This is a genomic window from Streptomyces sp. NPDC000229 (assembly GCF_040300825.1).
In the GTDB taxonomy this organism is placed as follows: domain Bacteria; phylum Actinomycetota; class Actinomycetes; order Streptomycetales; family Streptomycetaceae; genus Streptomyces.
The window spans coordinates 22,554-36,840 of record NZ_JBEPEL010000039.1 but is presented as its reverse complement, the minus strand read 5'-3'; the positions used below and the strand labels follow the sequence as shown (position 1 = coordinate 36,840).

General features: G+C 70.8%; 15 protein-coding genes. 9 read left to right on the top strand and 6 right to left on the bottom strand.

The features are described 5' to 3' along the window. Positions 1-92 precede the first annotated feature (92 nt). Positions 93-626: a hypothetical protein gene (locus ABT360_RS19965; protein WP_351817866.1), complete on the top strand. Its 534-nt coding sequence runs from the start codon at positions 93-95 to the stop codon at positions 624-626. A 257-nt stretch (positions 627-883) separates the two neighbouring features. Here the strand turns inward: ABT360_RS19965 and ABT360_RS19960 are convergent, their stop codons facing one another. Genes ABT360_RS19960 through ABT360_RS19950 form a run of 3 tightly spaced genes read right to left on the bottom strand, consistent with a single transcriptional unit; the run spans position 884 to position 3,371 of the window. Continuing rightward, the gene (locus ABT360_RS19960) at positions 884-1,657 is read right to left on the bottom strand and encodes an SAM-dependent methyltransferase (protein ID WP_351817863.1); all 774 of its coding nucleotides are present in this window, start codon (positions 1,655-1,657) and stop codon (positions 884-886) included. Beyond that, a complete protein-coding gene (locus ABT360_RS19955; protein WP_351817935.1) occupies positions 1,654-2,346 on the bottom strand; it encodes a glycerophosphodiester phosphodiesterase in 693 nt (230 codons plus the stop codon). Before ABT360_RS19955 ends, ABT360_RS19960 begins: the two co-directional genes overlap by 4 nt. Then, on the bottom strand, positions 2,346-3,371 hold the full coding sequence (locus tag ABT360_RS19950; protein WP_351817860.1) for an adenosine deaminase: 1,026 nt from the start codon (positions 3,369-3,371) through the stop codon (positions 2,346-2,348). Before ABT360_RS19950 ends, ABT360_RS19955 begins: the two co-directional genes overlap by 1 nt. A 215-nt stretch (positions 3,372-3,586) precedes the next feature. On the opposite strand from ABT360_RS19950, the gene ABT360_RS19945 reads away from it, so the two are divergent. After that, positions 3,587-4,087 (top strand): DUF4190 domain-containing protein, encoded by a 501-nt coding sequence (locus ABT360_RS19945; protein ID WP_444852279.1) that lies wholly within the window; start codon positions 3,587-3,589, stop codon positions 4,085-4,087. Between the two features lie 467 nt (positions 4,088-4,554). On the opposite strand, the gene ABT360_RS19940 is transcribed toward ABT360_RS19945, so the two are convergent. Then, positions 4,555-5,112 carry an NADAR family protein gene (locus ABT360_RS19940; protein WP_351817854.1) on the bottom strand — a complete coding sequence of 186 codons (558 nt, stop codon included), beginning with the start codon at positions 5,110-5,112 and terminating at the stop codon, positions 4,555-4,557. Between the two features lie 177 nt (positions 5,113-5,289). Here ABT360_RS19940 and ABT360_RS19935 point away from each other — a divergent pair, with 177 nt between their 5' ends. The 7 genes from ABT360_RS19935 (at position 5,290) to ABT360_RS19905 (ending at position 13,054) form a co-directional block, all read left to right on the top strand. Further along, positions 5,290-6,795, top strand: coding sequence for a gamma-aminobutyraldehyde dehydrogenase (locus ABT360_RS19935; protein ID WP_351817851.1), 1,506 nt, complete (start codon positions 5,290-5,292; stop codon positions 6,793-6,795). A gap of 32 nt (positions 6,796-6,827) precedes the next feature. Further along, positions 6,828-8,075 (top strand): polyamine ABC transporter substrate-binding protein, encoded by a 1,248-nt coding sequence (locus ABT360_RS19930; protein ID WP_351817848.1) that lies wholly within the window; start codon positions 6,828-6,830, stop codon positions 8,073-8,075. Positions 8,076-8,119: 44 nt separating this feature from the next. Continuing rightward, positions 8,120-9,268 carry an ABC transporter ATP-binding protein gene (locus tag ABT360_RS19925; protein ID WP_351817845.1) on the top strand — a complete coding sequence of 383 codons (1,149 nt, stop codon included), beginning with the start codon at positions 8,120-8,122 and terminating at the stop codon, positions 9,266-9,268. Beyond that, the gene (locus tag ABT360_RS19920) at positions 9,265-10,194 is read left to right on the top strand and encodes an ABC transporter permease (protein WP_351817842.1); all 930 of its coding nucleotides are present in this window, start codon (positions 9,265-9,267) and stop codon (positions 10,192-10,194) included. The genes ABT360_RS19925 and ABT360_RS19920 overlap by 4 nt, the downstream gene beginning before the upstream one ends. Continuing rightward, on the top strand, positions 10,194-10,988 hold the full coding sequence (locus ABT360_RS19915) for an ABC transporter permease (protein WP_351817839.1): 795 nt from the start codon (positions 10,194-10,196) through the stop codon (positions 10,986-10,988). The genes ABT360_RS19920 and ABT360_RS19915 overlap by 1 nt, the downstream gene beginning before the upstream one ends. A 22-nt stretch (positions 10,989-11,010) precedes the next feature. Beyond that, the gene (locus ABT360_RS19910) at positions 11,011-12,429 is read left to right on the top strand and encodes an NAD(P)/FAD-dependent oxidoreductase (protein ID WP_351817836.1); all 1,419 of its coding nucleotides are present in this window, start codon (positions 11,011-11,013) and stop codon (positions 12,427-12,429) included. A 157-nt stretch (positions 12,430-12,586) separates the two neighbouring features. Continuing rightward, positions 12,587-13,054, top strand: coding sequence for a hypothetical protein (locus tag ABT360_RS19905; RefSeq protein ID WP_351817833.1), 468 nt, complete (start codon positions 12,587-12,589; stop codon positions 13,052-13,054). A gap of 16 nt (positions 13,055-13,070) precedes the next feature. On the opposite strand, the gene ABT360_RS19900 is transcribed toward ABT360_RS19905, so the two are convergent. After that, positions 13,071-13,340 carry a hypothetical protein gene (locus ABT360_RS19900; RefSeq protein ID WP_351817830.1) on the bottom strand — a complete coding sequence of 90 codons (270 nt, stop codon included), beginning with the start codon at positions 13,338-13,340 and terminating at the stop codon, positions 13,071-13,073. A 116-nt stretch (positions 13,341-13,456) separates the two neighbouring features. Continuing rightward, complete coding sequence (locus ABT360_RS19895) at positions 13,457-14,212, bottom strand: phosphatase PAP2 family protein (RefSeq protein WP_351817827.1); 756 nt, start codon at positions 14,210-14,212, stop codon at positions 13,457-13,459. Between the last annotated feature and the right edge of the window lie 75 nt (positions 14,213-14,287).

The following is a 14,287-nucleotide window of genomic DNA, read 5'->3' as shown; positions in this document are numbered from 1 at the left end:
CACCCGGTCGACATGGACCCGCGCGGAGGGCGGAGGAGCGCGTTACCGGGGGCCCGGTAAAGCGCGCGTAAACCCGGGCGTACGCTGCGGATATGAGCGAGACCCGCGCCCTACTGCGGCGCATACGTGTGTGGTTGGTGGTTTTCATCGTCTGTCTGGTGCTGAGCGGGGCGACGGCCTTCCCGCTCGTCACCGAACTGCACCTCGCCGAGGACGCCCTGAAGGGCTGGGCGTCCCCCGTCGCCGATGCCTTCCCGGGTCTCCAGGAGTGGATCACGCGCGTACGCACCGGCCTCGACACCGCCGACGAGCACTACCCGTTCCTGCTGTACGGGACCGACTGGCTCGCCTTCGCGCACCTCGTCATCGCGGTGGCCTTCTACGGCCCGTACCGGGATCCCGTACGCAACATCTGGGTGATCGACTTCGGCATGATCGCCTGCGCCGGGATCATCCCGCTCGCGCTGATCTGCGGCCCCATCCGGGGCATCCCCTTCTGGTGGTCGGTGATCGACATGTCCTTCGGGGTCTTCGGAGTGATCCCGCTGCTCGTCGTACGCCGCATGATCAAGCGCCTGGAGGCGCTGACCGCGCCGGTGCTCAGCGCGCGAACGCTGCCCGTATGATCCGCTGATCCGCCCGGCGGGTTCATCCCCTTGCCCTTCGCGTCGGTGGAGTTCACCGAGTGCACCAGGGTGCGGGAGAGGTTTTCGGTGGCCGCGAGCACGGTGTTGCAGCCCCAGCGGCCGCCGGTCCTCAACCACAGGACGCGGCCGTCCCCGGCCTCGTACCGCTGGAGCCCCACGCCCGTCGACGCGCCCGCTCACCCGGGCCGACCAGCCCGTGACCGCCCACCGAACCCGTGGGCGCCCGACTGCGCCGATCACGGCTTACGGGCCACCGCGCCGAACTGGGCCACCTCCGCGGCCGCCGCGAACCGCCAGGCCGCGCACGACACGATGCCCGGCTCCAGGACCTCCAGGCCGTCCAGGAACGACGCGAACTCGTCACGGCTGCGCGCGGTGATCGGCGGCGTGGCGTTCTTGTTCCAGAACTCCATCGCCTCCGCGTTGCCCTCGCCGCCCAGCTCCAGGGTCGGGTGGGTCAGCGCCAGGTAGCTGCCGGACGGAACCGCCGCCATCAGCGTCCGTACGATCGCACGCGCCTCGTCCGTGTCCAGGACGAAGTTGAGGATGCCCAGCATCATCACCGCGACCGGCCGATCGAGATCCAGGATGGGCCGGACCGCCTCCACGATCCGCTCCGGCCGGTGCGCGTCCGCGTCGATGTACTCGGTCACGCCCTCCGGGGAACCGGTGAGCAGCGCGCGGGCGTGGGTGAGGACGATCGGGTCGTTGTCGACGTACACGATCCGCGCGTCCGGCGCGATGCGCTGCGCGACCTCGTGGGTGTTGTCGGCGGTCGGCAGGCCCGTGCCGATGTCCAGGAACTGCCGTACGCCCGCCTCGCCCGCCAGGTACGTCACGGCCCGGCCGAGGAACGCCCGGTCGGCGCGGGCGACTTCGCCGATGCTCGGGTACATCGCGACGACCTGGTCGCCGACCGCGCGGTCGACGGGGTAGTTGTCCTTGCCGCCGAGCCAGTAGTTCCAGACGCGGGCGTTGTGCGCGATGTCGGCGCGGATCCTGTCGGTCATCTCCCCGTCCCCCTCAGTACGGCGCTCAGCGCGTCCACACGATTGGTGGTGATCGAGTCCACCCCGTCGGCGATCAGCCTGCGCATGGACCTGCGCGTGTCGGCCGTCCACGCGGAGACGAGCAGCCCTTCCCGGTGGACCCGATCCGTCAGAGCCCGACCGACCAGCCCGAAGCGGTAGTTGAGCCAGCGCGGCGCGACCGCCTCCAGCAGCACCGGGCGGGGCGGGGCCAGGGTCGTCCAGGTCAGGGCGATCTCGGCGCCGGGGTCGGCGGCCCGGACGAGCAGCATCGCGGCCGCGCTGGAGCAGTAGTACACGCGGTCGCCCGCGCCGCACTCGCGGACGGTGCCGACGATGGTGCGCACCGACGCCGCCGTGGCGCCCGGCAGGTCGATCATCACCCGGTGCCCGCCCACCGCGTCCAGCGCCTCGGCCAGAGTCGGCACGCCTTCCTCGCCGGTCAGCGCCCGCAGCTCGTCCAGCGTGACGTGCGCGACCGGCCGGTCGACGCCCCACAGGCGCTTCAGCGACTCGTCGTGGAGGAGCACCGGGACGCCGTCCCGCGTGAGCCGTACGTCGATCTCGACCGCGTCCGCCCCGCGCGCGATCGCCGAACGGAGCGACGCCGAGGTGTTCTCGCGGACGCGGTACGGGTCGCCCCGGTGCGCCACCACGGTGACGGGGCGCATCAGCGGCGGAGCCACTCGGTGGTGTAGCTGTCGATCTCGGCGGCGATCCTGGCCTTGCCGGCCGGGTCGAGGAACGACGCCTCCACCGCGTTCTTGGCCAGCTCGGCGACGCCCCGCTCGTCCAGCTCCAGCAGACGGGCGGCGACCCCGTACTCGTTGTTGAGGTCGGTGCCGAACATCGGCGGGTCGTCGGAGTTGATGGTCACCAGCACCCCGGCGGCGACCATCTCCTTGACCGGGTGCTCGTCGATGTCCAGGACCGCCCGGGTGGCGATGTTGGAGGTTGGGCACACCTCCAGGGCGATGCGGTGCTCGGCGAGGTGCGCCAGCAGCTTCGGGTCCCTGGTGGAGCTCGTGCCGTGGCCGATGCGCTCGGCGCGCAGGTCGGTCAGGGCGTCCCACACGGTCTGCGGGCCGGTCGTCTCGCCGGCGTGCGGCACGGAGTGCAGTCCGGCGGCGATCGCCCGGTCGAAGTAGGGCTTGAACTGCGGGCGCGGTACGCCGATCTCCGGACCGCCCAGCCCGAACGACACCAGTCCCTCGGGCCGCAGGTCCACCGCCAGCCGAGCGGTCTCCTCCGCCGCCTCCAGCCCGGCCTCGCCGGGGATGTCGAAGCACCAGCGCAGGATGACGCCGAGTTCGGTCTCGGCGGCGAGGCGGGCGTCCTCGATGGCGGCCATGAACGCCTTCTCGTCGATGCCGCGCCGAGTGGAGCTGAACGGAGTGACGGTCAGTTCCGCGTACCGGATGTTCTGCCGGGCCATGTCGCGGGCGACCTCGTACGTCAGCAGCCGGACGTCCTCCGGCGTCCTGATCAGATCCACCACCGACAGGTACACCTCGATGAAGTGCGCGAAGTCGGTGAAGGTGAAGTAGTCGACCAGCGCCTCGGGATCGGTGGGGACCTTCGAGTCGGGGTGGCGGGCGGCCAGCTCGGCGACGATCCGCGGCGAGGCCGAGCCGACGTGGTGGACGTGCAGTTCCGCCTTGGGAAGCCCCGCGATGAAGGGGTGCAGATCGGTCATCGGTCCTCCGTGTGCGGTCGCTCGCCGGGCTGGTCAGGGATCATCGTAGGGCGGCCGTTAGCATGAGTGGACACGATGGGGGAGGGCCCGTGCCAGACAAGAGCGATCCGAACGATCCGTGGGCTCCGCCGGAGAGTAGGCCGCCCCAGGCCCCGGCCGAACCGTCGCCCTACACGCCGCCGTCGCCGGCGCCGGGAGTGCACGACCAGCCGACGATGACGTCGGTACCGGGCGCCGACCTGCCGCCGCCCCCGATAGCCCCGGGCGGCCCCGCACAGCCCTCACCGGGCCTGTACGGCTACCCCGCCCCCACCCCGCCGACCGGGGCGTACGGCTACCCCGGATACCCCGGGTACAGCGCCTACGGCCAGCTCGGCTGGCAGCAGTCCCCGGCCAACGGCATGGGCATCACCGCCCTCGTACTCGGCATCATCTCGGTGGTCGTCTTCTGCCTGTACGGCCTGGGCATCGTCCTCGGCATCCTGGCGCTGATCTTCGGCATCATCGGCCGCAAGAAGGCCCAGCGCGGTGAGGCGAACAACCACGGCATGGCACTCGCCGGGATCATCCTGGGCGCGGTGGGCATCGTGGTCGGCGGCGCGTTCCTGGCGTTCATGATCTGGGTGATCGCGACCGAGGAAGGCCGGGCCAACTACGAGGACGAGTACGGCCACGACCCCTTCGACACGTCGCTGGTGATCACGCCCCACCACTGACGCACCGGGGCCCCGCCCGAAACCCGTTTCGTCTGCGCACCCGGCGTCCCGCCGGCGGGGACGACCCCGGCACCGGCCCGCACCCGGCGTCCGGCCGGGGGTGGGGCCGTGCAGGGTCGTCCCCGCAGAGCTTGGGGGAGGCGTCGGAAGGGCTCCCCATCCGACGAACCCAAGGCCGCCGGCCTCGAGGAGACGAGCCCGGAGGGGCCCGGCACCCCACCCATCGGCGGTGACCGCCCCGGCCCCGGGCGAACCGGGCCCCACCGGCGGCAACCGCACCGGGCCCTGGGGCGCCGCCCCGGCCACGCCGCCCGCACCCGCACCCGGCCCCGGTGCACCACCCCGGCCGCCTCGAACCCGCACCCGCACGGCTTCGCAGCACGAGAACCGCAGCCCGCCACCACCGCACCCGCACACCCACCCAGGGAAAACCGCCCCCACCCCCTCAGCCGGCCCGCGCCGCCCCCTCAGCCCCCCGCCACCCCCCGAAGCGTGCCCCGCGCCTCCATCAGGGCGAAGCCCAGGAGGTTCAGGCCCCGCCAGCGGGCCGGGTCGTGAGCGCGCTCGTCGTGGGCGGCGAGGCCGATGCCCCAGACGCGGTCCATGGGGCTGGCCTCCACCAGGACCCGGTCGCCCGTGGACAGCAGGAACGCCCGCAGCTGCGGGTCCGCGGCGAACTTGTGCTCGCTGCCCGCCACCACGATGCCGAACCGCTCCCGCTTCCATATCGCCTCGTCGAAGCCGCGCACCAGCCGGCCCGCCTTCTTCGCCAGCGCCGGGTTCGGCGCCTCGATGGCCTGCCGCTCGGCGTCCGCGTCGCCGAAGAGCCGGGCCTTGGCCGCCATCATCCAGTGCTCCGCCGTCGCGTACTCCACGCCGTCGACCGTGAACGGCGACGGCCACCACTGGCTCAGACAGCTCGCCCCGACCGTCCCGTCCCGCCTCGGCGTGTGTCCCCAGAAGTGCAGAAACTTGACGCGCTCACCCTTGCTGACCTGCTCGATCAGCTCGTGGATCTTCTCCATGCACGCCAGTCTGGCAGTCGCCACTGACACTCCGTACGGAGATACCAGCGCCCACCCGACACATGGTCGACCGATTCCGTCGCGTAACCAAAAGGCAACAACGGAATCCCTTGTTGCCTGCTATCTCCTCTGTCAGGATCGGCACTCAATTCGAGCCGGGACAACGGAGAGCGTCACATGGGCAACTCCTTCCAGGGACTCGACCGCTTCGCGGCCGGGGCGCAGTACATCGGCGGGCGGCTGCGGCCCGGTACCTCGGGGCGCGGACACACCGTCGTCGACCCCGCGACCGGCGAGGACGTCCTCACGTACGCACTCGCCGGAACCGCCGACGTGGACGCGGCCGTCGCCGCCGCCCGCGACGCGCTGCCCGGCTGGGCGGGCGCGACACCGGCCGAACGCTCCGACGCCATGCACCGGTTCGCCGCCCAACTGGCGGAACGCGCCGAGGACTTCGCGCACGCCGAATCCCTGCAGTGCGGCAAACCCATCAAGCTGACGCGCGAGTTCGACGTGCCCGGCACCGTCGACAACACCGCCTTCTTCGCGGGGGCCGCCCGCCACCTCCAGGGCCAGTCGGCCGGCGAGTACAGCGGCGACCACACCTCGTACGTCCGCCGCGAACCCATCGGCGTCGTCGGCTCCATCGCGCCCTGGAACTACCCCCTCCAGATGGCCGCCTGGAAGGTCCTCCCGGCCATCGCCGCGGGGAACACGATCGTCCTCAAGCCCGCGGAGCTCACCCCGCTGACCTCGCTGATGTTCGCGCAGGCCGCGACCGACGCGGGCATTCCCGACGGTGTCGTCAACATCGTCACCGGCGCCGGGAAGGACGCCGGGGAGCACCTCGTCGGGCACCCGGACGTCGCCATGACGTCCTTCACCGGCTCCACCGCCGTAGGAAAGCGCGTCGCGGGGATCGCCACATCCACCGTCAAGCGCCTCCACCTGGAACTCGGCGGCAAGGCACCCTTCGTCGTCTTCGACGACGCCGACCTGGAGGCCGCCGTCCACGGCGCGGTCGCCGGCGCCCTGATCAACACCGGCCAGGACTGCACCGCCGCCACCCGGGCGTACGTCCAGCGCCCGCTGTACGACGCCTTCGTCTCAGGCGTCGCCGACCTGATGGCGAGCGTCCGCATCGGCGACCCCTTCCAGGAGGACACCGACCTCGGCCCGCTCATCAGCCACGCCCAGCGCGACCGCGTCGCCGCCTTCGTCGACCGCGCCCGCGCGTACGCCACCGTCGTCACCGGCGGTGTGGCGCCCCACAACGACGGCGCCTACTACCGCCCCACCCTGATCACCGGCGCGCCGCAGGACAGCGAGATCGTCCAGGCCGAGATCTTCGGCCCCGTCCTCGTCGTCCTGCCCTTCGACAGCGACGAGGAGGGCCTGGCCCTCGCCAACGACACCCCCTACGGCCTCGCCGCCTCCGCCTGGACCCGCGACGTCTACCGCGCCGGCCGCGCCACTCGCGAGATCAAGGCGGGCTGTGTCTGGGTCAACGACCACATCCCGATCATCAGCGAGATGCCGCACGGCGGCTACAAGGCGTCCGGCTTTGGAAAGGACATGTCAACCTACTCCTTCGAGGAGTACACGCAGGTCAAGCATGTGATGTACGACAACACGGCGGTCGCCCGGAAGGACTGGCACCGCACGATCTTCGGGGACCGATAGCCCGTAACGGCCCGCACCGAAAGGCACAGCGCATGGAGCAGTACGAGCCCGACAGCCTGTCAGCGGCCCAGGTCGCCGCGATGCGGCGCAGCCTGAGCAACGGCAGGGGAGCCCTCACCCGCCGTTCCATGCTGCGCGCCACGGGCGTCGGCGCGCTCACGATCGGCGGCATCGCCTCCTTGAGCGCCTGTGGGATCCCGCCCGCCAAGCGGGAGGGCGACGGCCCCGCCTCCACCGACTTCTCGGCCAAGGAGAAGCGGCTCAGCTTCTCCAACTGGACCCAGTACATCGACATCAGTGAGGACGAGAAGCACCGCCCCACCCTGGAGGCGTTCACCAAGCGCACCGGGATCAAGGTCAAGTACACCGAGGACATCAACGACAACGTCGAGTTCTTCGGCAAGATCAAGCCGCAGCTCGCCGCCGGCCAGGACACCGGCCGCGACCTGATCTGCGTCACCGACTGGCTCGCCGCCCGCATCATCCGGCTCGGCTGGGCGCAGAAGCTCGACCCGGCCAACCTCCCCCACGCCTACGCGAACCTCTCCTCGCAGTTCCGCCGCCCCGACTGGGATCCGGGCCGCGCCTACTCGTACCCCTGGACCGGCATCTCCACGGTCATCGCGTACAACAAGAAGGCCACCGGCGGCCGCAAGGTCGACTCCGTCACCCAGCTCCTGGACGACCCCAAGCTCAAGGGGCGGGTCGCGTTCCTGTCGGAGATGCGCGACTCGGTTGGCATGACGCTCATCGACATGGGCAAGGACCCGGGGAAGTTCACCGACGCGGACTTCGACGCGGCGATCGGCCGCCTCCAGAAGGGCGTCGACACCCAGCAGATCCGCCGCTTCACCGGCAACGACTACACCGGCGACCTCGCCAAGGGCGACCTCGCCGCCTGCCTGGCCTGGGCCGGTGACGTCATCCAGCTCCAGGCCGACAACCCCGACATCCAGTTCGCGATCCCCAACGCCGGCTACATCACCTCCAGCGACAACCTCCTCGTCCCCGCCAAGGCCCGGCACAAGACGAACGCCGAGAAGCTCATCGACTACTACTACGAGCTCCCCAACGCGGCCCGGCTCGCCGCGTACATCAACTACGTCTGCCCGGTCGAGGGCGTACGCGACGAACTCAGCAGGATCGACCCCGCGCTGGCGTCGAACACCCTGATCCTCCCGGACAAGGCGATGGCCGCGAAGTCCCGCGCCTTCCGTTCCCTGAGCAGTGAGGAAGAGACGGCGTACGAGCAGAAGTTCGCCAAGCTCATCGGTGCCTGACCCCGCCGCCGTACACCCATCGACACCCCCTGGGATCGCAACCCATGACTGACACGAACACCGGTGGCGACGTCCGCCTCTCCGGCATCAGCAAGACGTACGGCTCCTTCACCGCCGTCCACCCCCTCGACCTGACCGTCCCGCAGGGCTCCTTCTTCGCCCTCCTCGGCGCCTCCGGCTGCGGCAAGACCACCACCCTGCGCATGATCGCCGGCCTGGAGGAGCCCACCACGGGCACCGTCTTCCTCGGCGACAAGGACGTCACCGACCTGCCCCCCTACAAGCGGCCCGTCAACACCGTCTTCCAGTCGTACGCCCTCTTCCCGCACCTGAACATCTACGAGAACATCGCCTTCGGCCTACGCCGCCGCGGCATCAAGTCGGTCAAGAAGCAGGTCGGCGACATGCTCGACCTCGTACAGCTCGGCGACAAGGCGGGGCACAAGCCGCACCAGCTCTCCGGCGGCCAGCAGCAGCGCGTCGCCGTCGCCCGCGCGCTCATCAACCACCCCCAGGTGCTGCTCCTCGACGAGCCGCTCGGCGCCCTCGACCTCAAGCTGCGCCGCCAGATGCAGCTGGAACTCAAGCGCATCCAGACCGAGGTCGGCATCACCTTCGTCCACGTCACCCACGACCAGGAGGAGGCCATGACCATGGCCGACACGGTCGCGGTGATGAACGGCGGCCGCGTCGAACAGCTCGGCGCGCCCGCCGACCTCTACGAGAACCCGAGCACCACCTTCGTCGCCAACTTCCTCGGTACGTCCAACCTCATCGAGGCCGAGGTGGTGGAGGCGGGTTCGGACATCACCGTCACGGCCGGCGGCGGCAAGCTGCGGCTGCCCGCCGACCGGTGCGGCGCCGACACCCGCACCGGCGGCAAGCTGCTCGTCGGCATCCGCCCGGAGAAGATCACGCTCGCTCACGCCGACGACGCGGGCGCGATCGGCACCGGGCGCAACAGGGTCACCGGCCGCATCGTCGACACCTCCTTCAACGGTGTCTCCACCCAGTACGTCGTCGACAGCCCCGCCGGCACCGCCCTCCAGGTGTACGAGCAGAACGTCGAGCGGGACTCCCGGCTGGTCCAGGGTGCCGAGGTCGTACTCCACTGGAACCCGGCGCACACCTTCGGCCTGGACGCCGCCCAGGACATCGACGCGGGCGTGGAAAAGGTGGAGGACGCCGCGTGACGATCACCGAAGCACCACCCGCACCGCCCGCATCGGACAAGCCGGCCGTACGGAAGACGGCCACGCGCACGCGGCTCGTCCCGTACTGGCTGCTCCTGCCCGGCATCCTCTGGCTGCTCGTCTTCTTCGCGCTGCCGATGGTCTACCAGGCCTCCACCTCCGTACAGACCGGCTCCCTGGAGCAGGGCTTCCAGGTCACCTGGCACTTCCCGACCTACTGGGAGGCCTTCACCGAGTACTGGCCGCAGTTCGTCCGGTCCCTGATGTACGCCGGCACCGCGACCTTCCTGTGCCTGCTGCTCGGCTACCCGCTCGCGTACCTCATCGCCTTCAAGGCGGGCCGCTGGCGCCATCTCCTCCTGGTCCTCGTCATCGCGCCGTTCTTCACCAGCTTCCTCATCCGTACGCTGGCGTGGAAGACGATCCTCGCGGACGGCGGCGCCGTCGTCGGCGCCCTGGACGCGCTGCACGTCCTGGACGTCACCAACTGGCTGGGCTGGACCCAGGGAGACCGGGTCCTGGCCACGCCCATGGCGGTGGTCTGCGGCCTCACGTACAACTTCCTGCCCTTCATGATCCTGCCGCTCTACACGTCCCTGGAGCGGATCGACGGCCGGCTGCACGAGGCGGCGAAGGACCTGTACGCGTCGCCCGCCACCACCTTCCGCAAGGTGACGTTCCCGCTGTCCATGCCGGGCGTCGTGTCGGGCACGCTGCTCACCTTCATCCCGGCGAGCGGCGACTACGTCAACGCCGAGCTGCTCGGCTCGACCGACACCAAGATGGTCGGCAACGTCATCCAGTCGCAGTTCCTGCGGGTGCTGGACTATCCGACGGCCGCCGCGCTGTCCTTCATCCTGATGGCCATCGTGCTGGTCATGGTCACCGTCTACATCCGCCGGGCCGGAACGGAGGACCTGGTCTGATGCGCTGGCTCCGCAAGAACCTCGTCGTCATCGCGGGTCTGCTGACCCTCGCGTACATGATCCTGCCGAACATCGTCGTGATGGTGTTCTCGTTCAACAAGCCGGCGGGGCGCTTCAACTACTCCTGGCGGGAGTTCTCCACCGACGCCTGGCGCGACCCGTGCGGCGTCGCCGACCTGTGCGGCTCGCTCGCGCTGTCGCTCCAGATCGCCGCCTGGGCGACGCTGGGCGCCACCCTGCTCGGCACCATGATCGCGTTCGCGCTCGTCCGCTACCGTTTCCGGGCCCGCGGCGCGATCAACTCGCTGATCTTCCTGCCGATGTCCATGCCCGAGGTCGTCATGGCCGCCTCCCTGCTCACCCTGTTCCTCAACATGGGCGCCGAGCTGGGGTTCTGGACGGTCCTCATCGCGCACATCATGTTCTGCCTGAGCTTCGTCGTGGTGGCGGTCAAGGCGCGCGTGATGTCCATGGACCCGCGCCTGGAGGAGGCCGCCCGCGACCTGTACGCGGGTCCCGTGCAGACCTTCCTGCGGGTCACCCTGCCCATCGCCGCCCCCGGCATCGCGGCCGGCGCACTGCTCGCCTTCGCCCTGTCGTTCGACGACTTCATCATCACCAACTTCAACGCGGGCTCCACCGTGACCTTCCCCATGTTCGTGTGGGGCTCGGCGCAGCGCGGCACGCCCGTACAGATCAACGTCATCGGCACGGCGATGTTCGTCATCGCGGTCCTGGTGGTCGTCGCCGGTCAGCTCGCGGCCGGCCGGCGCAAGCGCACAACCCTCTCGTGAGTCCCTGAAGGAGTTGGAAACCATGGCCCCAGCTGCCATGCGTACTGCTGCACAATCACTCTCGGACGCCCAGCCCGTCCCCTTCTGGCTGGAAGACCCGGGCAAGCCCGCCGCGCTGCCCGCCCTCACCGGCACCGAGCACTGCGACCTGCTCGTCGTCGGCGGCGGCTACAGCGGCCTGTGGACCGCGCTCCTCGCCAAGGAGCGGGACCCCGCGCGGGACGTCGTCCTCATCGAGGGCCGGGAGGCGGGCTGGGCCGCCTCCGGCCGCAACGGCGGCTTCTGCGCCGCCTCCCTCACCCATGGCTTCGGCAATGGCCTCGCCCGCTGGCCCGACGAGCTGGACACCCTCGAAGAGCTGGGCATCCGGAACCTCGACGCGATCGAGGCGGCGGTCTCCACGTACGGCATCGACTGCGACTTCGAACGCACCGGCGAGATCGACGTCGCCACCGAGCCCCACCAGCTGGCGGAGCTGACCGCCATGTACGAGGAGGCCGACCGCCTCGGCCTCGCCGGCGACCTGGAGCTCCTCGACCGGGACGGCGTGCGCGGCCAGGTCGACTCGCCCACCTTCCTGGGCGGGCTGTGGGACCGGCGAGGCGTCGCCATGCTGCACCCCGCCAAGCTCGCGTGGGGCCTCAAGCGGGCCTGTGCCGACCTCGGCGTACGCGTCTACGAGAACACCCGCGGCCTGGAACTCGCCCGCGCGGGCGCCGGGATGGCCGTACGCACGCCCTACGGGCGGGTTTTCGCCCGGCAGGTCGCGCTCGGCACCAACGTCTTCCCGTCACTCGTCAAGCGCGTGCGCGCCTACACCGTCCCCGTCTACGACTACGCCCTGATGACCGAGCCGCTGACGGACGACCAACTGGCGTCCATCGGCTGGAAGAACCGCCAGGGCCTCGGGGACAGCGCCAACCAGTTCCACTACTTCCGGCTCTCCGCCGACAACCGGATCCTGTGGGGCGGTTACGACGCCGTCTATCCGTTCGGCGGACGGGTCAGCCCCGAGCACGACCACCGGCCCGAGACGTACCTGAAGCTCGCCGAGCACTTCTTCCGCTGCTTCCCGCAACTGGAGGGTGTGCGGTTCAGCCACGCCTGGGGCGGCGCCATCGACACCTGCTCCCGCTTCTCGGCGTTCTTCGGCACGGCACACGGGGGGCGGGTGGCGTACGCGGCGGGCTTCACGGGGCTCGGTGTGGGCGCTACGCGGTTCGGGGCGGACGTGATGCTCGACCTGCTGTCGGGTGAGCGGACGGAGCGTACGGAGCTGGAGATGGTGCGCACCAAGCCACTGCCGTTCCCGCCGGAGCCGATCGCCTGGGCGGGCATCGGGCTCACCAAGTGGTCGCTGGCGCGGGCCGACGCCAACGGGGGCCGGCGGAACCTGTGGCTGAAGGCGATGGACCGGCTCGGTCTCGGCTTCGACAGCTGATCGTCATCCGGTTGCGCCGGGTGTGCGCCCCCGCCGAGCCGGTTCACCACCATGTCGGCGTCCCAGCCGCGTAATGATCCTCGCGGACCCCTCTCTCCCCGTGTGAACGCACTGCCCGCCGGGGCAGTCACAGACACGGACATGGAGGCAGGCGGCGATGACTGGTTCGGGGGCCAAGGCCGCGGTGGAGTGGCTGGCGGAGGTGGCGCCGGACCCCGACGCCTGCCGGTGGGAGTGGGAGCGCAACCCCCTCGGGGTCGCGCTCCTGCCGGCCGGCCGGCGCTGGGACGTGCTGATCACCCCGGCCGGGCTCGGCCACGCCACACTCGACGTCCTGTGCCGGCTCGTCGACCGCCCCGGCCCGGTGCTCGCCGACTTCGGCGACGCGCGCCTGGGCTTCTTCGTCCCCGTGGGCACCGCCGCGCGCTGGGTCGGCACCGGTATGCGGGCCGCCGGCCGCGGCACCTGGATCGTCGTTCCGTACCCGGGCCGGGTGACGGGTGCGGCCCGCTGGCTGGTGCTCCCGGACGGGCGGGGCACCCTGAACGACCCGGCGCTGCTGGAACTGGCGATGCACGAGGCGGCGGCGTACCTGGCGCGGTGGCGGCCCCATGAGGACCGCTGATGGGCTTCCGCCGTGCCTAGGCGGCTTCCCTCCGGACCTCGCGGGTGTCGAGGATGAGGGTGCCGTCGTGCTGCTCGTAGTGGGAGAGGGCGAGCCCGAGGCCGAAGAAGGTGGGGGCCCATTCCCCGACGAAGATTCCCCACCGGTCGGCGCGTGCCAGTCCGGTCCCGGGTTCCATGCTGAGGGATGCCATCCAGGTGGCGACGGAGAGGCCGATGGAGGCAAAGGCCGCCACATACGCGTGCTCGCTGCGCACACCCATCTGGTGAAGTTTCCGGATAACCATGGTGGCTCCTTTCGATGGCAGTACGCGACGAAGTGCCCAAACCTGGACAATTCATGCAGAAGGTTCGTATCGCGTACTGTGCACCAGCGCGTACGCGCCCCATCCGGAACCGCGCCCTATCCGGAGCGGCGCACCATCGGCAGCGGCGCCGCGCACAGGCACAGGCACACACTGGCCACCACGTCCAGCGGCCAGTGGTAGCCGCGCAGCACCAGCCCGACGCCCGTCGCCACCGTCAGCAGGATGGCGACGGGCAGCAGGCGCCGGTGGACCAGCAGAGCCGCACCGCAGTACGCCACCAGGGCGGTCGCCGTGTGCCCGGACGGGTAGTAGCCGGTCTCGGAGGTGAGTGGGCCGACCCGGTCCACGAGCAGTTTCAGTGGTACGACCAGGGCCGGTACCAGTGCCATGGCGAGCCCCGCGTACAGCGCCTGGGCGCGGCGGCCGCGCCACACCGCGTAGGCCATGGCGACGGCCAGGACCGGGAGGGCGACCTGCATGTTGCCCAGGTCGGCGAGGAGTTCGGTCAGCGGTTCGGGGCCCCGGCCCGCCAGGGAGCGGCTCGCGCGCCCGTCCAGACGGGCGAGGGGGCCGTGGGCGACGACCTGCCAGGTGATGACCGCGAAGAGGGCAGCGGCGAGGAGGGAGAGAAGAGCCGGCCGCCCCGGAACAGGGGGGGTGGTTCCGGGGCGGCCGCCTGGACCGGTGTGCCGCGCGCCCCGGGGGGTGTGGGGCGGGCGACCGTCCGATCGGTGAGGAGATCCGGAGCCAGAGGCTCCGGTGGTGTGCGCGAGGGCACGACCAGGACGAGGCTGGGGAGGCTCCGTCCCGGAGCCGCCCGCAGTTCCCTGCGGACGGGGTGTTTCTCTCATCTGCAGAAACCGTACGGCAGAGAATGGGGGGCCGACAGCCGGATCCCCATCCCGCCATCGGCCCCCCACGGCTTC

Coding starts and splice junctions, on each gene's coding strand:
- ABT360_RS19965 (WP_351817866.1), top strand. CDS start 93: ATGAGCGAGACCCGCGCCCTACTGCGGCGCATACGTGTGTGGTTGGTG.
- ABT360_RS19960 (WP_351817863.1), bottom strand. CDS start 1,657: ATGACCGACAGGATCCGCGCCGACATCGCGCACAACGCCCGCGTCTGG.
- ABT360_RS19955 (WP_351817935.1), bottom strand. CDS start 2,346: ATGCGCCCCGTCACCGTGGTGGCGCACCGGGGCGACCCGTACCGCGTC.
- ABT360_RS19950 (WP_351817860.1), bottom strand. CDS start 3,371: ATGACCGATCTGCACCCCTTCATCGCGGGGCTTCCCAAGGCGGAACTG.
- ABT360_RS19945 (WP_444852279.1), top strand. CDS start 3,587: ATGACGTCGGTACCGGGCGCCGACCTGCCGCCGCCCCCGATAGCCCCG.
- ABT360_RS19940 (WP_351817854.1), bottom strand. CDS start 5,112: ATGGAGAAGATCCACGAGCTGATCGAGCAGGTCAGCAAGGGTGAGCGC.
- ABT360_RS19935 (WP_351817851.1), top strand. CDS start 5,290: ATGGGCAACTCCTTCCAGGGACTCGACCGCTTCGCGGCCGGGGCGCAG.
- ABT360_RS19930 (WP_351817848.1), top strand. CDS start 6,828: ATGGAGCAGTACGAGCCCGACAGCCTGTCAGCGGCCCAGGTCGCCGCG.
- ABT360_RS19925 (WP_351817845.1), top strand. CDS start 8,120: ATGACTGACACGAACACCGGTGGCGACGTCCGCCTCTCCGGCATCAGC.
- ABT360_RS19915 (WP_351817839.1), top strand. CDS start 10,194: ATGCGCTGGCTCCGCAAGAACCTCGTCGTCATCGCGGGTCTGCTGACC.
- ABT360_RS19910 (WP_351817836.1), top strand. CDS start 11,011: ATGGCCCCAGCTGCCATGCGTACTGCTGCACAATCACTCTCGGACGCC.
- ABT360_RS19905 (WP_351817833.1), top strand. CDS start 12,587: ATGACTGGTTCGGGGGCCAAGGCCGCGGTGGAGTGGCTGGCGGAGGTG.
- ABT360_RS19900 (WP_351817830.1), bottom strand. CDS start 13,340: ATGGTTATCCGGAAACTTCACCAGATGGGTGTGCGCAGCGAGCACGCG.
- ABT360_RS19895 (WP_351817827.1), bottom strand. CDS start 14,212: ATGAGAGAAACACCCCGTCCGCAGGGAACTGCGGGCGGCTCCGGGACG.